The organism is Streptococcus infantis, from assembly GCF_047463275.1.
Classification (GTDB): domain Bacteria; phylum Bacillota; class Bacilli; order Lactobacillales; family Streptococcaceae; genus Streptococcus; species Streptococcus infantis_AF.
Genome location: NZ_JASHEE010000001.1, coordinates 94,731 through 112,708, shown reverse-complemented (window position 1 = coordinate 112,708; position 17,978 = coordinate 94,731). Strand labels below are relative to the sequence as shown.

17 protein-coding genes are annotated in these 17,978 nt (G+C 42.0%); 1 reads left to right on the top strand and 16 read right to left on the bottom strand.

Annotated features, from left to right (window positions below):
* The first annotated feature begins 225 nt into the window (after positions 1–225).
* The gene (locus QM923_RS00615) at positions 226–876 is read left to right on the top strand and encodes a metal-dependent transcriptional regulator (protein ID WP_414265806.1); all 651 of its coding nucleotides are present in this window, start codon (positions 226–228) and stop codon (positions 874–876) included.
* A gap of 40 nt (positions 877–916) precedes the next feature.
* Here QM923_RS00615 and dtd read toward each other — a convergent pair whose 3' ends face one another.
* The 16 genes from dtd to QM923_RS00535 form a co-directional block, all read right to left on the bottom strand.
* Positions 917–1,360, bottom strand: a complete 444-nt coding sequence (gene dtd, locus QM923_RS00610; protein ID WP_414290488.1) for a D-aminoacyl-tRNA deacylase — start codon at positions 1,358–1,360, stop codon at positions 917–919.
* Positions 1,361–1,390: 30 nt separating this feature from the next.
* On the bottom strand, positions 1,391–3,607 hold the full coding sequence (locus QM923_RS00605; RefSeq protein ID WP_004251252.1) for a RelA/SpoT family protein: 2,217 nt from the start codon (positions 3,605–3,607) through the stop codon (positions 1,391–1,393).
* Between the two features lie 144 nt (positions 3,608–3,751).
* Complete coding sequence (locus QM923_RS00600; RefSeq protein ID WP_004251267.1) at positions 3,752–4,882, bottom strand: ABC transporter ATP-binding protein; 1,131 nt, start codon at positions 4,880–4,882, stop codon at positions 3,752–3,754.
* 112 nt (positions 4,883–4,994) lie between these two features.
* Positions 4,995–5,864, bottom strand: coding sequence for a helix-turn-helix domain-containing protein (locus tag QM923_RS00595; RefSeq protein ID WP_414290487.1), 870 nt, complete (start codon positions 5,862–5,864; stop codon positions 4,995–4,997).
* A gap of 3 nt (positions 5,865–5,867) precedes the next feature.
* Entirely contained in the window at positions 5,868–6,254 is a 387-nt protein-coding gene (locus QM923_RS00590) for a Mini-ribonuclease 3 (RefSeq protein WP_414290486.1), read from the bottom strand.
* Entirely contained in the window at positions 6,247–7,590 is a 1,344-nt protein-coding gene (gene cysS / locus QM923_RS00585) for a cysteine--tRNA ligase (protein WP_414290485.1), read from the bottom strand. Before cysS ends, QM923_RS00590 begins: the two co-directional genes overlap by 8 nt.
* 43 nt (positions 7,591–7,633) lie before the next feature.
* Positions 7,634–8,395, bottom strand: a complete 762-nt coding sequence (locus QM923_RS00580; RefSeq protein ID WP_414290484.1) for a nucleoside phosphorylase — start codon at positions 8,393–8,395, stop codon at positions 7,634–7,636.
* Positions 8,396–8,429: 34 nt separating this feature from the next.
* Positions 8,430–9,047, bottom strand: a complete 618-nt coding sequence (gene cysE / locus QM923_RS00575) for a serine O-acetyltransferase (protein WP_414290483.1) — start codon at positions 9,045–9,047, stop codon at positions 8,430–8,432.
* 14 nt (positions 9,048–9,061) lie between these two features.
* Positions 9,062–11,284: a polyribonucleotide nucleotidyltransferase gene (gene pnp / locus QM923_RS00570; protein WP_414290482.1), complete on the bottom strand. Its 2,223-nt coding sequence runs from the start codon at positions 11,282–11,284 to the stop codon at positions 9,062–9,064.
* Between the two features lie 361 nt (positions 11,285–11,645).
* The gene (metF, locus tag QM923_RS00565) at positions 11,646–12,506 is read right to left on the bottom strand and encodes a methylenetetrahydrofolate reductase [NAD(P)H] (RefSeq protein ID WP_414290481.1); all 861 of its coding nucleotides are present in this window, start codon (positions 12,504–12,506) and stop codon (positions 11,646–11,648) included.
* A gap of 62 nt (positions 12,507–12,568) precedes the next feature.
* Complete coding sequence (metE, locus tag QM923_RS00560) at positions 12,569–14,818, bottom strand: 5-methyltetrahydropteroyltriglutamate--homocysteine S-methyltransferase (RefSeq protein WP_414290480.1); 2,250 nt, start codon at positions 14,816–14,818, stop codon at positions 12,569–12,571.
* Positions 14,819–15,336: 518 nt separating this feature from the next.
* Complete coding sequence (locus QM923_RS00555) at positions 15,337–15,630, bottom strand: helix-turn-helix domain-containing protein (protein ID WP_414290479.1); 294 nt, start codon at positions 15,628–15,630, stop codon at positions 15,337–15,339.
* Positions 15,620–15,985 carry a type II toxin-antitoxin system RelE/ParE family toxin gene (locus QM923_RS00550; protein ID WP_414290478.1) on the bottom strand — a complete coding sequence of 122 codons (366 nt, stop codon included), beginning with the start codon at positions 15,983–15,985 and terminating at the stop codon, positions 15,620–15,622. The genes QM923_RS00555 and QM923_RS00550 overlap by 11 nt, the downstream gene beginning before the upstream one ends.
* A gap of 155 nt (positions 15,986–16,140) precedes the next feature.
* Positions 16,141–16,506, bottom strand: coding sequence for a TIGR02328 family protein (locus QM923_RS00545; RefSeq protein WP_414290477.1), 366 nt, complete (start codon positions 16,504–16,506; stop codon positions 16,141–16,143).
* Positions 16,490–16,894 (bottom strand): YbgA family protein, encoded by a 405-nt coding sequence (locus QM923_RS00540; protein WP_414290476.1) that lies wholly within the window; start codon positions 16,892–16,894, stop codon positions 16,490–16,492. The genes QM923_RS00545 and QM923_RS00540 overlap by 17 nt, the downstream gene beginning before the upstream one ends.
* A gap of 67 nt (positions 16,895–16,961) precedes the next feature.
* Entirely contained in the window at positions 16,962–17,951 is a 990-nt protein-coding gene (locus QM923_RS00535) for a Fic family protein (RefSeq protein ID WP_223339235.1), read from the bottom strand.
* Between the last annotated feature and the right edge of the window lie 27 nt (positions 17,952–17,978).

Sequence of the window (17,978 nt, the reverse complement as noted above, 5' to 3'; positions counted from 1 at the left end):
AGCAATAGAGAGTGGGACAGAAATCGGTAATTCGTTAGAATTCGATTTCGTTGTCCCACCTCCGCACAGTTGAGTAGGGCTGTAAAAGCTGATGAAATCAGCGTAGTAGAGTCCACTCAACCACTGCGTCTTGCTCGACAATCCAAAGACAATTGAGAGGCTAGGACTTTTGTCCCAGCCTCTTTTTTGGTATACTAGATGGAGATAATAAACAAGGAAATGCGAATGACACCAAATAAAGAAGACTACTTAAAATGTATTTATGAGATTGGCATGGATGTTCCTAAGATTACAAATAAGGAAATTGCTGCTCGGATGCAGGTATCTCCTCCAGCTGTAACTGAAATGATTAAGCGCATGCAGTCTGAAAATCTCATCTTAAAAGATAAGAAGAAAGGATACTTGCTAACCAATATTGGTCTAACACTTGTATCAGAACTTTATCGTAAACATCGTCTAATTGAGGTTTTTCTGGTTCACCATCTAGACTATACCAGTGACCAAATTCATGAGGAAGCTGAAGTATTAGAACATACCGTTTCAGACTTTTTTGTAGAGAGATTAGAAAGTATGCTAGGTTTCCCAAAAACTTGCCCTCACGGTGGTACCATTCCTGCTAAAGGAGAGCTTTTGGTTGAAATCAACAACCTACCACTATCAGAAACCAAAGAAGCTGGAACCTATCTCCTGACTCGCGTTCACGATAGTTTTGATCTCCTAAAATATCTGGAAAAACATGGCATCAATATCGGAGACAAACTCCAAGTTCAACAGTTTGATGATTTCTCTAATACCTTTACTTTATTTCACAACAATGAAGAACTCTTGGTAAGTCTAGAAATCGCCAAACAGCTCTATGTTGAAAAGATGAACTAAATCCGTCACAAAAAAACCAAGCTAACAAGCTTGGTTTTTTTTATCTATTTTTTGTATCAAGGATGATAGTTACCGGCCCATCATTGACCAGTTCTACCTGCATATCTGCTCCAAAGGCTCCTGTCTCAACAGGAACTTCCTTGGCTAGTTCCTTGTTAAAATCTTGATAGAAGGCCTCAGCCATATCTGGTTTAGCGGCGCCTGTAAAGGCTGGACGATTGCCTTTTTTGGTATCAGCAAACAGAGTGAATTGAGAGATGGAGAGAATTTCTCCTTGGATATCCTTAACAGATAGGTTCATCTTGCCTTCGTCATCCGAAAAGATCCGCATATTGACCAGTTTTCTCACTGCATACTCCAAATCCTCTTGCTGATCCTCAGGTCCAACACCCACTAGGAGCAAGAGGCCTTGTTTGATTTGAGCATGAAACTGCCCCTCAATAGAAACCTGAGCTTGCTTGACTCGCTGAACGATGATTTTCATAGAAATCCTTTCTGACTGTATCGATCATACTTAACCATTGGTCCGTTTAACTGAGTACACTTCAGGTACACTCTTAATCTTATCAACCACCGTTGTCAACATTGAAAGGTTAGAAATTCCAAAGGATACATGGATATTGGCAAATTTCATATCCTTGGTCGGTTGGGCATTAACCGACGAGATATTTTTAGTTGTGTTTGATAGGACTTGCAAGATATCATTCAAAAGGCCAGAACGGTTGAGTCCATAGATATCGATATGAGCCATATATTCCTTGGTTGAAAATTGGTCTTCCCATTCAACATCTAGCAGACGTTGCTCATAGTTTTCCTGTGAACGAAGGTTCATACAGTCCACACGGTGGATGGCAACTCCGCGACCTTTGGTAATATAACCGACGATATCATCACCAGGAACAGGGTTACAACATTTGGCAATCCGGACCAAGAGCCCAGAAGCACCTTGGATGACAACTCCACCCTCATGCTTCACCTTAAGCGTGTCCTTGTTCTCTACTTTGACTTCGCCACCCTTGACCAGTTCTTCTGCTTCTGCCTTAGCCTTGGCACGCTCTTCTTCACGACGTTCTTTTTCCGTCAAACGGTTAAAGACGGTAATGGCTCCGATTTCTCCAAAACCAATGGCTGCAAAAAGGGCTTCTTCTGTCTTGTAGCTGGTTTTTTGAAGGACTTCATCCATGTGGCGCTTGTCCATAAATTTATTGGCCACATAGCCGTTTTCTTGGAGCTGACTAATCAGCATTTCACGGCCTTTATTGATGGACAATTCTTTGTCTTGGTTTTTAAAGAATTGACGAATTTTGTTACGGGCTTTGCTGGTCTTAACCATATTGAGCCAGTCACGGCTTGGTCCAAATGAATTTGGATTGGTGATGATTTCAACCTGGTCCCCTGTTTTCAGCTTGGTAGTCAAAGGTACCATACGACCATTGACCTTGGCACCAGTCGCTTTTTCCCCAATCTTGGTATGAATCTCATAGGCAAAGTCAATCGGTCCAGAATCCTTTGGAAGAGAACGAACCGCCCCATCTGGAGTAAAGACATAAATCTCTTCTGCCAGATAGTTTTCTTTGACAGTATCTACAAATTCCTTGGCATCATCCGCCTGGTCTTGGAGCTCCATCATCTCCTTGATCCAGTTCATCCCAATGGCAGATTCCTTGCTATTAACTTGACCTTTCATTCCTTTTTTGTAGGCCCAGTGAGCCGCAACCCCGTACTCAGCAACCTCGTGCATTTCCTTGGTACGGATCTGGAACTCAATTGGTCCTTTTGGTCCATAAACAGTCGTATGGATAGACTGGTACCCATTGGCCTTACGATTGGCAATGTAGTCCTTGAAACGTCCTGGCATTGGTTTCCATAGCTCATGAACGTAACCCAACATGGCATAGACATCACTCTGAGTATCTAGGATACAGCGAATGGCAATCAGGTCATAGATTTCCTCAAAGCGTTTTTTCTTGTCCTGCATTTTACGGTAAATAGAGTAGATATGCTTAGGACGGCCATAGATTTTTCCTGTAAGATTGCGCTCAGATGAATACTCCTCAAGTTTTGTCACAACTTCATCGACCAAGGCTTCACGTTCTTGACGTTTCTCCTTCATCATATGAGTTATCTTGTAAAACTCTGTCGGATTGAGGTAACGGAAGGAAAGATCCTCTAGTTCCCACTTAACACTTGAAATCCCCAAACGGTGAGCAAGTGGTGCATAGATTTCCATTGTTTCTCTGGAAATACGTTCTTGTTTGTCCTTTCGAAGATGCGTAAGGGTACGCATATTGTGCAAGCGGTCAGAGAGCTTAACCAAGATAACGCGGATATCCTCTGACATGGCCATAAGCATCTTGCGGTGATTCTCAGCCAACTGCTCTTCTATAGACTTGTATTCGACCTTACCAAGCTTGGTAACACCGTCTACAATCACTCGAACATCATGACCAAACTCGCGCTCTAAGTCATCCAAAGTAGCATCTGTGTCTTCTACCACGTCATGCAAAAAACCACAGGCAACAGTGACAGCGTCCAACTTGAGCTTAGCCAAGATACCTGCTACCTGGATAGGGTGGATAATGTAAGGCTCGCCTGATTTACGATATTGGCCACTGTGGCACTCTACAGCATAAACCAAGGCCTTATGGACAAAAGCCACATCCTCTTTCGATAAATATTTTTGCGTTAAAGCGACGACTTCATCGCCAGAATAAATTACTTCTTTTGGCATGCATACTCTCCAGTTCTTCCTACCATTTTAACACTTTTTAGTCAATAAGAAAACTAGTAAAGTCTCCTTCTATCCGAGTTTCTAAACTTTATAAAAAAACACTACTAGAAAAACTCTAGTAGTGTTGTTTTATTCAAATCTATCTTAGTAAACTGTCTTTTCAGTTTCTACATCGAAGAAGTGAGCTTTGTTCAAGTCAAATCCAAGTTCCACAGTTGCACCAGCTTGCAAGTAGTCACGTGCGTCAACCTTAGCAACGAATTCATCTTTACCAACTTGGCAGTATAGGTGAGATTCTGAACCAAGCAATTCTGATACAGAGATAGTTGCTTTCACAACTGATTCTGGGAATGTTTCAAGGAAAGCAGGTTCTGCGTTCACGTCTTCTGGACGGATACCGAAGATCAATTCTTTACCTTCGTAACCTTTATCGCGAAGAACTTTCAAAGCACCTTCTGGAACTTTCAAGTTAAAGGCGTCACCAACGATGTGGTCACCGATCAATTTTACGTTGATGAAGTTCATAGCTGGGCTTCCGATGAATCCTGCTACGAATTTGTTAACTGGGTTTTTGTAAACTTCTTGAGGAGTACCGATTTGTTCAACACGTCCGATAGTACCAGTACCAGCAGGGTTTTTAGTTGCTGACATGATAACGATACGGTCTGCAAGTGTCATCGCTTCTGTTTGGTCGTGAGTTACGTAGATAGTTGTAGCTCCGATACGACGGTGGATTTTAGCGATTTCAGCACGCATGGATACACGAAGTTTCGCATCCAAGTTTGACAAAGGTTCGTCCATCAAGAATACTTTTGCATCACGGACGATCGCACGACCCATGGCAACACGTTGACGTTGACCACCTGAAAGGTCAGCTGGTTTACGATCCAAGAATTCTTTCAAACCAAGAATTTCTGCTGCTTCTTGTACACGTTTGTCGATGTCTTCTTTGCTGTATTTACGCAATTTCAAACCGAAAGCCATGTTATCGTATACAGTCATGTGTGGGTAAAGAGCGTAGTTTTGGAATACCATGGCGATGTCACGGTCTTTTGGAGCTACGTCATTGACAACAACGCCATCGATAGATGCAGTACCTTCTGTGATGTCTTCAAGACCTGCAATCATACGGAGAGTAGTTGATTTACCACATCCTGAAGGTCCTACGAAAACGATAAATTCTTTGTCTTTGATGTCCAAGTTGAAGTCTTCAACTGAGTAGTGCTCGCTGTTTGGATATTTTTTGTAAATGTTTTTAAGATTTAATTCTACCATTTCGGTGAACTCCTTTAATTTTTGATAGTTTTATTATAAATGAAAACGCTTTACATTTCTATGGCAAGGTGACCAAAAAAATAAAAAAGTTCTGTGCAACTTGCACAAAACTTTAAATAATATCTGGTAAAATCAATTGATAACACAAGGTCAAATCTGTCAATTCTTTCAACTGAAGCCCTGTCAACTCTTCCCATTTATCAATCTTGTATTGGAGAGAATTGCGGTGCAAATACAGTTGTTGTGCTGTTTTAGTTAGGACTGCACTATTTTCCCATAAGGAGAGAATGATTTCCTGAATTTGATCCTGGTCCAAAATCATCTGGTGTAGATAATCTTTGATCAAACCAAGATCCACCATTTTTTCAACCATACTCCAAAGGTAGAGCTGAGAAAACGTATGGAATCCTTGGTGTCCTTGTCGCCACCAATTTTTGAACAAGTCACGTTCTGCTTTGATTAAGTCTATCAAACTCTGATTTCCTGTTTGCGACCAAACCTGCCCCAGCATGATGGATAAGCGAACCCCAAAGTCATACTCTACGGCTTCCAAGGTATCCATCAAGATAGACCGAACAGAAGTGTATTTGTCCTGTTGGAGAACAAATAGGTAATCCTGAGCTCCCACCTGAAGCACTGTCTCGCAATTAGGAAAGAGGGTTTTCATCATATCCAACCAAGAAGTCAAGTTTTCCTGTTGGTAATAGGAAAGGTGACAATAGATAACTTGTAGCTTTTTAAAACTTTGCGGTGCTTGTCCCTTGCCCTCAATCAAATAACTATACCAAGGATTGAGCGAGATCGTTTGCTCTTGCTGGGTTAGGAGGGCTACCAACTGTTTCTCACGTTCACTTAGTCCAACTTCCTCCAGTAAAATCCACTGTTGCGAGGAAACTGGTAGCGTAAGAAAACCTTCCTTATCAATTGGCTGGTCTACGATTTGAGCTTGTGGAAACCAGTCTAGTAATTCTTTTGCAATCATTTCCTAGCCCTCCACTTTTTGGATACACCAAGAAATCAAGGTTTCTAGGCGCTCCACATTTTCGGTCATATGAAGATAACCCATGACCGCTTCAAAACCTGTAGACATACGGTAGGTCACTACATCTGCGTTCTTTGCCTTGGTATGGCTATTGGTATTACGACCCCGTTTATAAATCTCTTCTTCCTTCTCAGTCAGGACTTGCTCCTCCAACATCAATGAAATCAAACGAGCCTGAGCCTTGGCTGACACATACTTGGTAGCCTCTTGGTGGAGTTTATTGGGCTTGGTCATGCCTTTAAGGATGAGGTGACGACGAACATACATAGAGTAAACTGCATCTCCTTCAAAAGCTAGGGCAATCCCGTTAATGAGATTGACATCAATCACGTGTCCACCTCACTCCATCCTTGGTATCCAGTAGCTTAATTCCTTGAGCAGCTAGTTGATCACGAATTTTGTCTGCTGTCGCAAAGTCGCGATTAGCACGCGCTTCTTGACGTTTTTGAATTAAGGCTTCGATTTCTTCATCCAAAACTTCCTCGACAAAAACAATACCAAAGACCTCTAACATAGCCGTAAAAGCTTCCTTAACCGCTGCATCATAGTTGCCTGAGTTGATCCACTTGGCCATTTCAAAGACGACTGTGATACCATTTGCTGTATTGAAATCCTCGTCCATTGCGGCCACGAACTTATCTTTAAAAGCTTGCAATTCCTCTGCATCTACAGTTCCAGTAAATGGTTGCTCATAAGTGTTCTTTAGATACTTGAGATTGGTCTCGGCATCACGCACTGCCTTTTCCGTAAAGTTGATAGGTTTGCGGTAGTGTTGAGTCGCAAAGAAGAAACGAAGCACTTGACCATCGATAGTTTTGAGGGCATCGTGTACCGTAATAAAGTTACCCAAAGACTTAGACATCTTGACATTGTCGATATTGACAAAACCATTGTGCATCCAGTAGTTGGCAAAGGTCTTGCCTGTCTTGGCTTCTGACTGGGCAATTTCGTTGGTGTGGTGTGGAAACTCAAGGTCAGCTCCACCACCGTGAATATCGATAGTATCACCCAAAATCTCCGTTGACATAACCGAACACTCGATATGCCAGCCTGGACGACCAGGACCCCATGGGCTGTCCCAAGAAATCTCACCCGGCTTGGCTGCTTTCCAAAGAGCAAAATCTACCGGATTTTCCTTGCGAGCTGTTTCTTCATCTGTTCGACCTGAAGCACCTAACTCCAAGTCTTCTAGAGTTTTATTGGCTAACTTAGCATAGTTGTGGGATTTTTCCACACGGAAATAGACATCTCCTTGACTCTCATAGGCATAACCTTTTTCAATCAGGTCAGAGACAAAGCGGATGATATCAGCCATAAACTCGACTACACGAGGATGACGAGTCGCAGGCTTAACACCAAGAACCGTCACGTCTTCACGGAAGGCAGCGATGTACTTATCCGCTACTTCTTGAGGCGTGATGCCTTCTTCCTTAGCTCGGTTGATAATCTTATCATCCACATCCGTGAAGTTAGAAATATAGGCAACCTCATAGCCACGGTACTCAAAGTAGCGACGAATGGTATCGAAGGCTACTGTCGAACGAGCATTCCCCACGTGAATGTAGTTGTATACAGTTGGCCCACAGATATACATTTTAACCTTGCCGTCCTCGATTGGGACAAAATCTCGCAAATCACGAGACATGGTGTCATAGATTTTAATCACTCACTGACTCCTTTCTGTGTCTTGTTTATCGTAAAAAGTCGTTTCAATCCAACTCTCTAGCAATTACTAATGCTATCTCAAAGAAAGTCATAGCATCTGCTTTTCTTTCTTCGTATCTTGCATCCCACTCATGATTATGATGGTCAACATAATCAGCTGTATAAAAAAATTGATAAACTTTTGCTTGTCGAAACTGTGCCCAAGCCATGATTGCTGAGGCTTCCATATCTACAACAGTCGCACCTGCTGCTAGTCTACGTTTGACCTTATCAGCTGTTTCACGATAGAAAGCATCTGTGGTCCAAGCCTTTGTTCGAATGTGCTCAATATCAGATTTGTTTAAAGCTTCTTCTATGGTTAAGAGTAGAGTTTCATCATAAGCTATTTCATCACTTGCAGGAGCGTAATGGTAACTTGTACCTTCATCACGTAGAGCTGAACTTGGTAGGATAATCTTATCTGCCTGAATAGACTGATCTAGAACTCCGCAAGAACCCAAAACAATAAAGTTCTTAAATCCTCTTGCTTTGAGTTCTTCTAAGAGTCCAACAACCATCGGGGCTCCAATCGTAGCTATAGTAACTGCTACCTTACTCCCATCTTTTTCATAGATATACCATGGAAATCTACCATTTATATTGGTTAGATAGCCACCTTCGTAAACATCTTCAAACTGCTTTACTCGTTCAACGATTTCTCCATTAAAAGATAAAATAATCGTATCACAGATTTCTCCACCACTAAGGAGGCTTCGATCAGTTGGCTCGATAACAGCAGGTACATTTTCGAATTCTTCTAATAGCATCGGCCTAACCTCCTAATTAAAGAGTCACTTCTCATTACAAACCAGACGACCTGTGACTGGCTTCTCTAGCCTGCTCAAGTTTATTGACGTAGTATTCACGTTTTTCTTCGACTTCGTGAATGGTTGGTTCATCCTTTTGCCCGTGAACACGAACAATCTTAGCAGGAATACCGACAACCGTCACATCGCTAGGAACATCTGCCACAACGACCGCTGCAGCACCGACTTTGGCATTTTCACCGATTTCTACAGGTCCGATGACTTGGGCATGAGCAGAGATGAGAGCTCCTTTACGAACAGTCGGATGGCGTTTGCCACTATCCTTACCTGTCCCACCAAGAGTAACCCCATGGTAGAGAAGAACACCTCTTTCAACGATAGCTGTCTCCCCAATCACAAGTCCTGCTCCATGGTCAATAAAGACACCTGATTCGATCTGAGCACCAGGGTGAATCTCTATCTGCGTCCAAAAACGCCAAAACTGGCTGTGCATACGAGCTAAAAGCTTAAAGCCATGTTTCCAGAGAAAATGAGAGAGACGGTGAGCAGCCAAGGCTTTGACACCAGGATAAGTCAGCAAGACTTCCAAGGTAGTGCGAGCCGCTGGATCATTTTCTTTTACGATATCAATGGTTTCACGCCACCATCCCATACATTTCTCCTTTCTTATTCTGAGTCTTTTGGTGTTTCTGTAGTTTCTTTCTTAGGTTTGTGGTCCTTGTGGTGGTGACGAGGACGATCGCCATGACGATGACCTTTATCCCCTTTTTCTTCTGAACGTTCAGGTTTTGGCGGACGTGGCAAGAGTGCCTTCATAGAAGCATCTACACGACCTTTTTCATCGATCTTAATAACCTTCACATCTACAAAATCACCAATTTGAACTAAATCTTCTACATTATTAGTACGAGTCCAAGCCATTTCAGAGATGTGAACGAGGGCATCTGTCTTGTCAAAGAGGTTGACAAAGGCACCAAATTTCTCGATACGAACAACTTTGGCATGGTAGACTTCGTCCACTTTGGCTTCACGAACCAAACCAGCAATGATTTCTTTAGCACGGTTGATAGCATCTTGGTCGCTAGAGTAGATAGATACGTTACCTTCTTCGTCGATATCAATCTTAACGCCTGTTTCAGCGATGATCTTATCGATGGTTTCTCCACCTTTACCGATGACAATCTTGATCTTGTCCACATCAATCTTGATGGTATCAATTTTCGGAGCTGTTGGAGCCAATTCTGGACGAACTTCTGGAATAGTAGCTTCAATCACATCAAGGATTTCAAAACGAGCTTTCTTGGCTTGAGCAAGAGCTTCCGTCAAGATTTCTGCAGTGATCCCTTGGATCTTGATATCCATCTGAAGGGCTGTAATCCCGTCGCGAGTACCTGCAACCTTAAAGTCCATATCTCCAAAGTGGTCTTCCAAACCTTGGATATCTGTCAATACTGTGTAGTTGTTTCCATCTGAGATGAGACCCATAGCAATCCCTGCTACTGGTGCCTTGATTGGCACACCACCAGCCATAAGGGCAAGAGTGCCGGCACAGATAGAGGCTTGAGATGAAGAACCGTTTGATTCCAAAACTTCTGCTACCAAACGGATGGCATATGGGAATTCTTCCAAGCTTGGCAATACTTGAGCAAGGGCACGCTCACCGAGAGCACCGTGACCAATTTCACGACGACCTGGCGCACCGTAACGACCAGTTTCCCCTACAGAGTATTGTGGGAAGTTGTAGTGGTGCATAAAGCGTTTCTTGTACTCTGGATCCAAACCATCGATGATTTGTGTTTCACCCATTGGCGCCAAAGTCAAGATAGAAAGAGCCTGAGTTTGTCCACGAGTAAAGAGACCTGAACCGTGAACGCGAGGAACGAAGTCAACAACCGCATCCAAAGGACGGATTTCATCGACCTTACGACCATCAGGACGTACCTTGTCTTCTGTGATCAAACGGCGTACTTCTGCGTGTTCCATTTGTTCCAAGATTTCAGCCACATCACGCATGATACGGTCAAATTCTTCGTGATCTGCATATTTTTCTTCGTAAACGGCTGTGACTTGGTCTTTAACGGCTTGAGTTGCAGCTTCACGAGCTAATTTTTCTTCAACTTGAACAGCTTTTTGAAGATCGCTGTTGTAGGCTGCGATGATTTCTGCTTGCAATTCAGCATCTACATGAAGCAATTCAACTTCTGCTTTTTCTTTACCAACTGCCGCAACGATTTCTTCTTGGAAAGCAATCAATTCTTTGACAGCTTCGTGTCCTTTGAGAAGAGCTTCCAACATGATTTCTTCTGACAATTCTTTGGCACCAGACTCTACCATGTTGATGGCGTGCTTAGTACCTGCTACTGTCAATTCAAGAAGCGATTGCTCTGCTTGTTCTTGCGTTGGGTTGATGATGATTTGGCCATCCACATAACCTACTTGTACTCCAGCGATTGGTCCGTCAAATGGAATATCTGAGATAGACAAGGCCAATGATGAACCAAACATAGCTGCCATTGGTGCAGATGCATTTTCATCGTAAGAAAGAACAGTATTGATAACTTGCACTTCATTACGGAAACCTTCCGCAAACATTGGACGGATTGGACGGTCAATCAAACGCGCTGTCAAAGTAGCGTCTGTTGAAGGACGTCCTTCACGTTTCATAAAGCCACCAGGAAACTTCCCAGCCGCATACATTTTTTCTTCGTAGTTGACTTGGAGAGGGAAGAAATCCCCAGTTGCCATCTTCTTAGACATAACGGCAGCAGTCAAGACAGTTGACTCACCGTAACGTACCACAACAGAGCCATTTGCTTGCTTAGCAACCTGACCAGTCTCTACGATCAACTCACGACCCGCAAAAGTCGTTTGAAACACATGTTTTGTCATTTTAATCCCCTTTGGATTGATAAAATTATACGCCTTGCCTACAAAAATCAGGATACAAAGGGCGTTAAGAATCCCATATGAAAATAGGAGATTGACGCAGTGTGCGATGCACATCAGGAAATCTATCTTTTTCACTAGGGATTTAGCCCGTGTTCAACTCCGAAAATACTTTAGGTCTGATTCTTTACCTCACATCTCTTTGATATAAGATTAAGACTGCTGAAATATCGTTTATACCCTCATCTTTGTATCAAGTACGTACAGAGTCTATTTTATCATATTTTTCTTAAAAAGTACGGTCTTTTCTATAAAAAAGGAACCATTCTGCTATGAAAAGTAGAATGGTTTGCTTTTGATTATTTTAAGGTTGGTGATTGAACAAGGCATGGGTTGCTTGGTGAATGTACTGAGCAGTGTCTGCATTGTTCATGGTGTAGAGATGCACGCCTGCTACGTCTTGCGTTACCAAGTCCACGATTTGGTCTACTGCATAGGCAAGTCCTGCTGCTCTGAGTGACTCAGGGTCATTCTCATACTTGTCCAAGATAGCCTTGAACTTACGTGGGAGATGGATATTCTCACAAGTCTTCAAGAGACGAAGAGCTTGGTTACGATTGAGGATTGGCATGATACCTGCATGAATAGGAACATCAATCCCTGCCAAGGTACACTTGTCTTGGAAATCGTAGAAACGCTCATTGTCAAAGAATAGCTGAGTGACAAGACTTGAGCATCCTGCATCCACTTTTTTCTTGAGATTTTGGATATCTGAGATTTGATTTGGCGAGTCTGGATGTCCTTCAGGATAACAAGCTCCAACAATATCAAAATGCGGTGCCTGTTCAGTGATAAACTCAATCAAGTCTGTGGCGTAACGGAAATCCTTCTGTGGCTCAACACCTGGAATGATATCCCCACGCAAAGCCAAGATTTTCTGAACACCAACCTTGTCCAAATCTCTAATGGTCTCAGCCACCTTATCCTTAGTCAAATAGATAGCTGGCAAGTGCGCAATGGTTGGGATCTCCAAGTCATTTTGGATATAGTCTGCCAAACGAACCGTCGTCTCTTTGATATTAAATTTATTATTACTAGCAGTCACACTGATGAAGTGTGGTGCCAAGCCCTGCATGTCTTTCAGGGCTGCGATAATTTTGTCATTGCCTACTTCTGGGTTTGGAGGGAAAACTTCAAATGAGAGGGACGGTGTTTGACGTGACATATGTATGAACCTTTTCTAGTTGATTTCTTACTGATCAACCGTGTAGAGAGAACTGTCTTTTCTTACAATTTCTCACGCGCAGCTTTCGCAGCGTCTACAAGGCGGATCAAGCTTTCTTTCGTTTCTGGAATACCACGTGTTTTCAAACCACAGTCAGGGTTGATCCATACTTTCTTGCTTGGTACTTTAGCAAGGATGGCTTCGATGGTGTGGTCGATTTCGCCTTCGTTAGGCACACGAGGAGAGTGGATATCGTAAACTCCAGGACCCACTTCTGTCTGGAAGTTTTGAGCTTTGAGTTCGTCCAAGATTTCAAGGTTTGAACGGCTAGCTTCAAATGAGATAACGTCCGCATCCATGTTGTCGATAGCTGGGATGATATCTGTAAATTCTGAGTAACACATGTGAGTGTGGATTTGTGTATCTGGAGCTACTGTTGAGTGTACCAAGCGGAAGGCTGGAATAGCCCAGTCAAGGTAGTCTTCGTACCAGTCGCTACGACGGAGTGGCAATTTCTCACGAAGAGCAGCCTCGTCGATTTGGATGATTTTCACGCCTGCAGCTTCAAGGTCAAGAACTTCATCCTTGATTGCAAGAGCGATTTGAAGAGTAGAATCCTTGATAGAGATGTCTTCACGTGGGAATGACCAGTTAAGGATGGTCACAGGTCCAGTCAACATACCTTTAACAGGTTTGTCCGTACGGCTTTGTGCGTAGCTAGACCATTTGACAGTGATTGGGTTGAGACGAGTAACATCTCCCCAGATGATTGGTGGTTTAACCCCACGCATACCGTATGATTGTACCCAACCATTCTTAGAGAAGAGGTAACCTGACAAGTTTTGTCCGAAGTACTCAACCATGTCATTACGCTCGAATTCACCGTGTACAAGCACGTCAAATCCTACTTCTTCTTGCCATTTGATCCATTCGTCGATGGTTTCAGCAAGGAAGGCATCGTATTCTTCTTGTGACAATTCACCCTTACGGAAGGCCAAACGTTTAGCACGAACTTCTTTTGTTTGAGGGAATGAACCGATTGTTGTTGTTGGAAGAGCTGGAAGTTTGAAAGCTTCTTCTTGGATAGCTTCACGTTCAGCAAAGGCTGGCAAACGAGTGTAGTCTGCATCTGTCAATCCTGCGATACGAGCACGAAGTTCCGCATTTTCACCAACACGTTCAGTCGCAAAGAGTTCTTTGTTTGCTGCAAGAGCTTCTGCACCTTGACCGTTGCGGATAGCATCCAAGTCACGGATCTCATCCAATTTTTCAACTGCAAATGCAAAGTGGTTCAAGATAGCTGGTTCAAATTCTTCGTTAGCTGTTGTAAATGGCACATGAAGAAGTGAACATGAGCTTGTCAAAACGATGTTTTCAGCTGGGATTTGCTCAAGAACAGCCAAGCTCTTTTCGTAGTTGTTGCGCCAGATGTTCTTACCATTGACAATACCTGCATAAAGAGTCTTGTCAGCTGGGAAGCCACCTTTAACGAGTTCAAGAGTTTTCTTACCTTCAACGAAGTCAAGACCAATCGCATCTACTGGCAATTTCACAAGGTCAGCGTAAACGTCACGAACGTCACCGAAGTATGTTTGAAGCAATACTTCAAGACCTTTTTTGTCAGCCAAGAGTTTGTTGTAGAGGTTCAAGAAGAGAGCTTTTTCTTCTTCTGTCAAGTCTTTGACAAGAGCAGCTTCATCGAGTTGGATACGAGTTGCACCAAGTTCAGCCAATTTAGCAAAAACATCTTGGTAAGCAGCTACTAAGCTATCTACGAAGTCTTCTGCTTTCACACCTTCTTCAAAGTCTGACAATTGAAGGAAAGTGAATGGACCTACAAGGACAGGACGAGTGTTAAGACCAAGTTCTTTAGCTTCTTGGAACTCATCGAAAATCTTGTGACCAGCCAATTTTACTTGAGTGTCTTTTTCAAATTTAGGAACGATGTAGTGGTAGTTAGTGTTGAACCATTTTTTCATCGGAAGGGCACGAACATCCCCTTTTTCTCCTTGGTAACCGCGTCCCAAAGCAAAGTAACGTTCAAGATCAGACAATTCTAAGTTTTGTACTGATGCAGGAACTACGTTGAAAAGGAAAGCAGCATCAAGGAAGTTGTCATAGTGAGAAAAGTCATTTGATGGGATTTCAGTGATGCCTTTTTCTTTGACGATGTTCCAGTGTTTTGCACGCAATTCTTTAGCAGCAGCCAAGAGTTCTTCTTCTGAGATTTCTTTTCTAAAGTATTTTTCAGTTGTAAATTTTAATTCGCGGAATTCACCCAAACGAGGGAAACCGATAATTGTAGTTGACATGTTTTGTCCTCCAAAAATTGTTGTTGAAACTATCTTAACAGAAAAGAAACTGTCTGTATAATTGTAAAAAATTAGGCTTTGATATAGTTTGAAACTATATCTCGATTTAAAGTACAAAAAAAGATTTGGAGAAGATTCCCCAAATCCTTTGATAGATATAGATTAGTAGCCTTTCAAGGTTGCTATGTTCTGCGCAAAATAATAGTGAATGGAAAGCTACCTATGGCTTGGTATTAGAAAAGACTATATGTCTTTTTCTTCATTTTGATATTCCCCTTGAAAAGTGCGGACGGGAGCAAATTACTTCGTAATTTCATCCCTAATTTTTGAGCCAGAATGTCTCAAAAATCCCGTTCTAGATAATAAAAAATTATTATCTAGAATACCACTATAGCGGGAAATATCATCAAAAAGCTCACTTCGTTCGCACTTAATTTTAATAAAGCATAATTTTTCTAAATTATACACTTGAGATACTATAACTGTTAAATTTGTTAAAGCTTTCCAACTTCTTCCTATCAACCTTTTTCCTGCTCAAGGGGGACAATTGCCAATGTCTTTCCTAAACTGGCTAAAACTTTTAAGACGGTATCTAACTGAGGGCTCGTCTTACCTATTTCCATCCTAGCAATAACAGGCTGGCTCACTCCACTGAGTTCTTCTAGCTTTTTCTGACTAATTCCTTGCTCACGTCTAGCCTTAATCAATTCACTCATAATTGCTACCCGCATATCACTTTCAAGGATTTCCTCCTTGGTAAAGAGCTCTGACCGAACATCCTTCCAATTACTCCCAATGGCACTATTTTTCATCACTTACTCCTCTTTCTTTTAAGTCCTTCAGTTCACGCTTGGCTTTTTCAATTTCTCTTCTAGGGGTCTTTTGAGTCTTTTTGACAAAATGATGTAAAAGAACAAAACTCCCATCAAGCCAAGCTACAAATAAAATCCTATCCCTAAGAGGTCTTAATTCCCATATCTCATCTTCCAAATGTTTCATATAGGGTTCACCAGCTCTAGTCCCATGCTGACTAAGTAGCTCGATATAGTCGTTTAGTTTATTGAGTTTTATGCGACTATCCTTACTTTTACGACAGGCCAATTCTCTCATATAATCCAAGACTGGCTCATTTCCATTTTTGTCCTTATAGAAGTAAATCGTGTGCACCAAGCAACCTCTTTCAATTTAATTATAACTTAAAAGTTATTAAAAGTAAATCCAAATACTTATAAAAAGAAGACCTTAGAATCATTCTAAAGGTCCCATTCTTATTATTCGAAAAAATTACGAAAAGAGTTATATATTGGAGAAAATCCTTAATATTACTCCAGCTCTATCCCCTTGTCACGGAGATTGTCCAGACACACCTCATAGTAGGCAGCATCATGTTCGCTGTAAATAGGACTTTTCAGCTTTTCCTCTGCTAAGTCTTGATAAGGAGGGCAGGTCTTGCCACGGTAGTTCTTATCCAGCCACTCCGGACTGACCTTGTAACCACGGCTACCCATCTCCTCCATGATTAAGCGATGATAGGCATAGAGACGATAGGGCGAGTGGGTAAAGACATAGTCCACCGTCGCATGCTTTCTGCCCCAACCATTGCCACGAAGGGCACAGCACTCTCGATGCTGCCCCAAGAGCTGAGGACGGGGAAGTTGTGAAATCAAAGCCTCATGCCAAAGTCTCATGGGAGTCTCCTTTCAGCAAGGTAGAATGTTGCAGATAAGCGTTTGGATAACGCTCAAGCAAGTCTCTCGTCTTAACAATTAATTCTTCTTTGGTGGCATGACCAGAGTGATAACGCTCCAGTAAGAACATATAATCCTTGCGTTCAGTCTCCGTTGCTTTCTTCTTGAAATAGCCCCAAATATGCTGAAAAGCATTGCAAACCTGACCCCTGTGTTCTGGAATCTGGCAGGCACGGTCAATCATCTCTTGAATCTGACTCAGCCCCACCACTTCTTGCTTAAGATACTGGCGAATGTCCTTGTAAATATTGCTGGAATGACTCAAAACAAGGTATTTATTTTCCGCCCAGAGTTGCTGACAAAGGGCACGTTGGTTGTTGTTTTCCATATTTCTCCTTAACTTCTACTAGTTCCCAGGAAATACGGAACAAAGTTATTACTAAAAAATGAGCGAATTATGAGCGAATTATGAGCGAATAAATAGTGTTTTTTGTAGTTCCTGATTTTTCTAATAAACCTTGATTTACAAATAGTTGGAGATAACGACGCATGGTTGCCGCACTTAAACCTGTTAGTTCTTGTGCAATTGCATTTGTTATCTGATAATGCTCTATAAGATAAGACTCTATTTTTTCAAAAATAGCTAGCTCACGTGGTTTCAAAAGCACTTTAACCGACTTGTTCCTACTATCAATTTTTTGCTGACCATAATCAAGCAAGGTTTCTAAAATCGCATCAAGCATAAATTGGATAAATTTTGTAGAATCATTAGCTTCATTACTATCAGTTAAGGCTTGATAATATCCTGACTGATGTCGGTAAATAACAGACTCGACAGGAAGCCACTCAAATAACGGATTCCATCTACTCAAAATTAGGCTCTGCCACATCCGACCCATACGACCGTTCCCATCCTCAAAGGGATGAATAATTTCTAACTCAAAATGCACGATGCAAGATTTGACAATATCAGATATATGGCTGGCCTCAGCCCAAACAAATAAATCCGATACCAGATTAGGAACAAACTGTGGTCTCGCTCCAAGGTGAACAACTTTCCCTGCTCCATCAAAAACACCCACATCGCCTAATCGAAACTGTCCAGGATGCTTGACCAAATCCTGTGTCAACAATCGATGAGCTAATAAAAAATCATCTATACTATATGGATTTAAGCGAAAAACCTTCTCATAAGCTTCATAAGCATTTTGGACCTCATGGATATCCTTAAGAGGGCCTAGAACTCTTTTTCCCTCTATAACATCAGTCACCTGCTCTAGAGAAAGACTATTATTCTCAATAGCTAAAGAGGACTGAATAGAGCGAATTCGATTTTCCTTGCGTAGGTGTAGTTCCCTCGTTTCGAAAGAAAGTTGAGTCGCCAACTCAGAAATCTTCTGCACGAGATTCAATATTTCTTCTGTTATTTTATAGTTGGGTGTCATCGTCTTCCTTTCTATGGAAATCTTCAA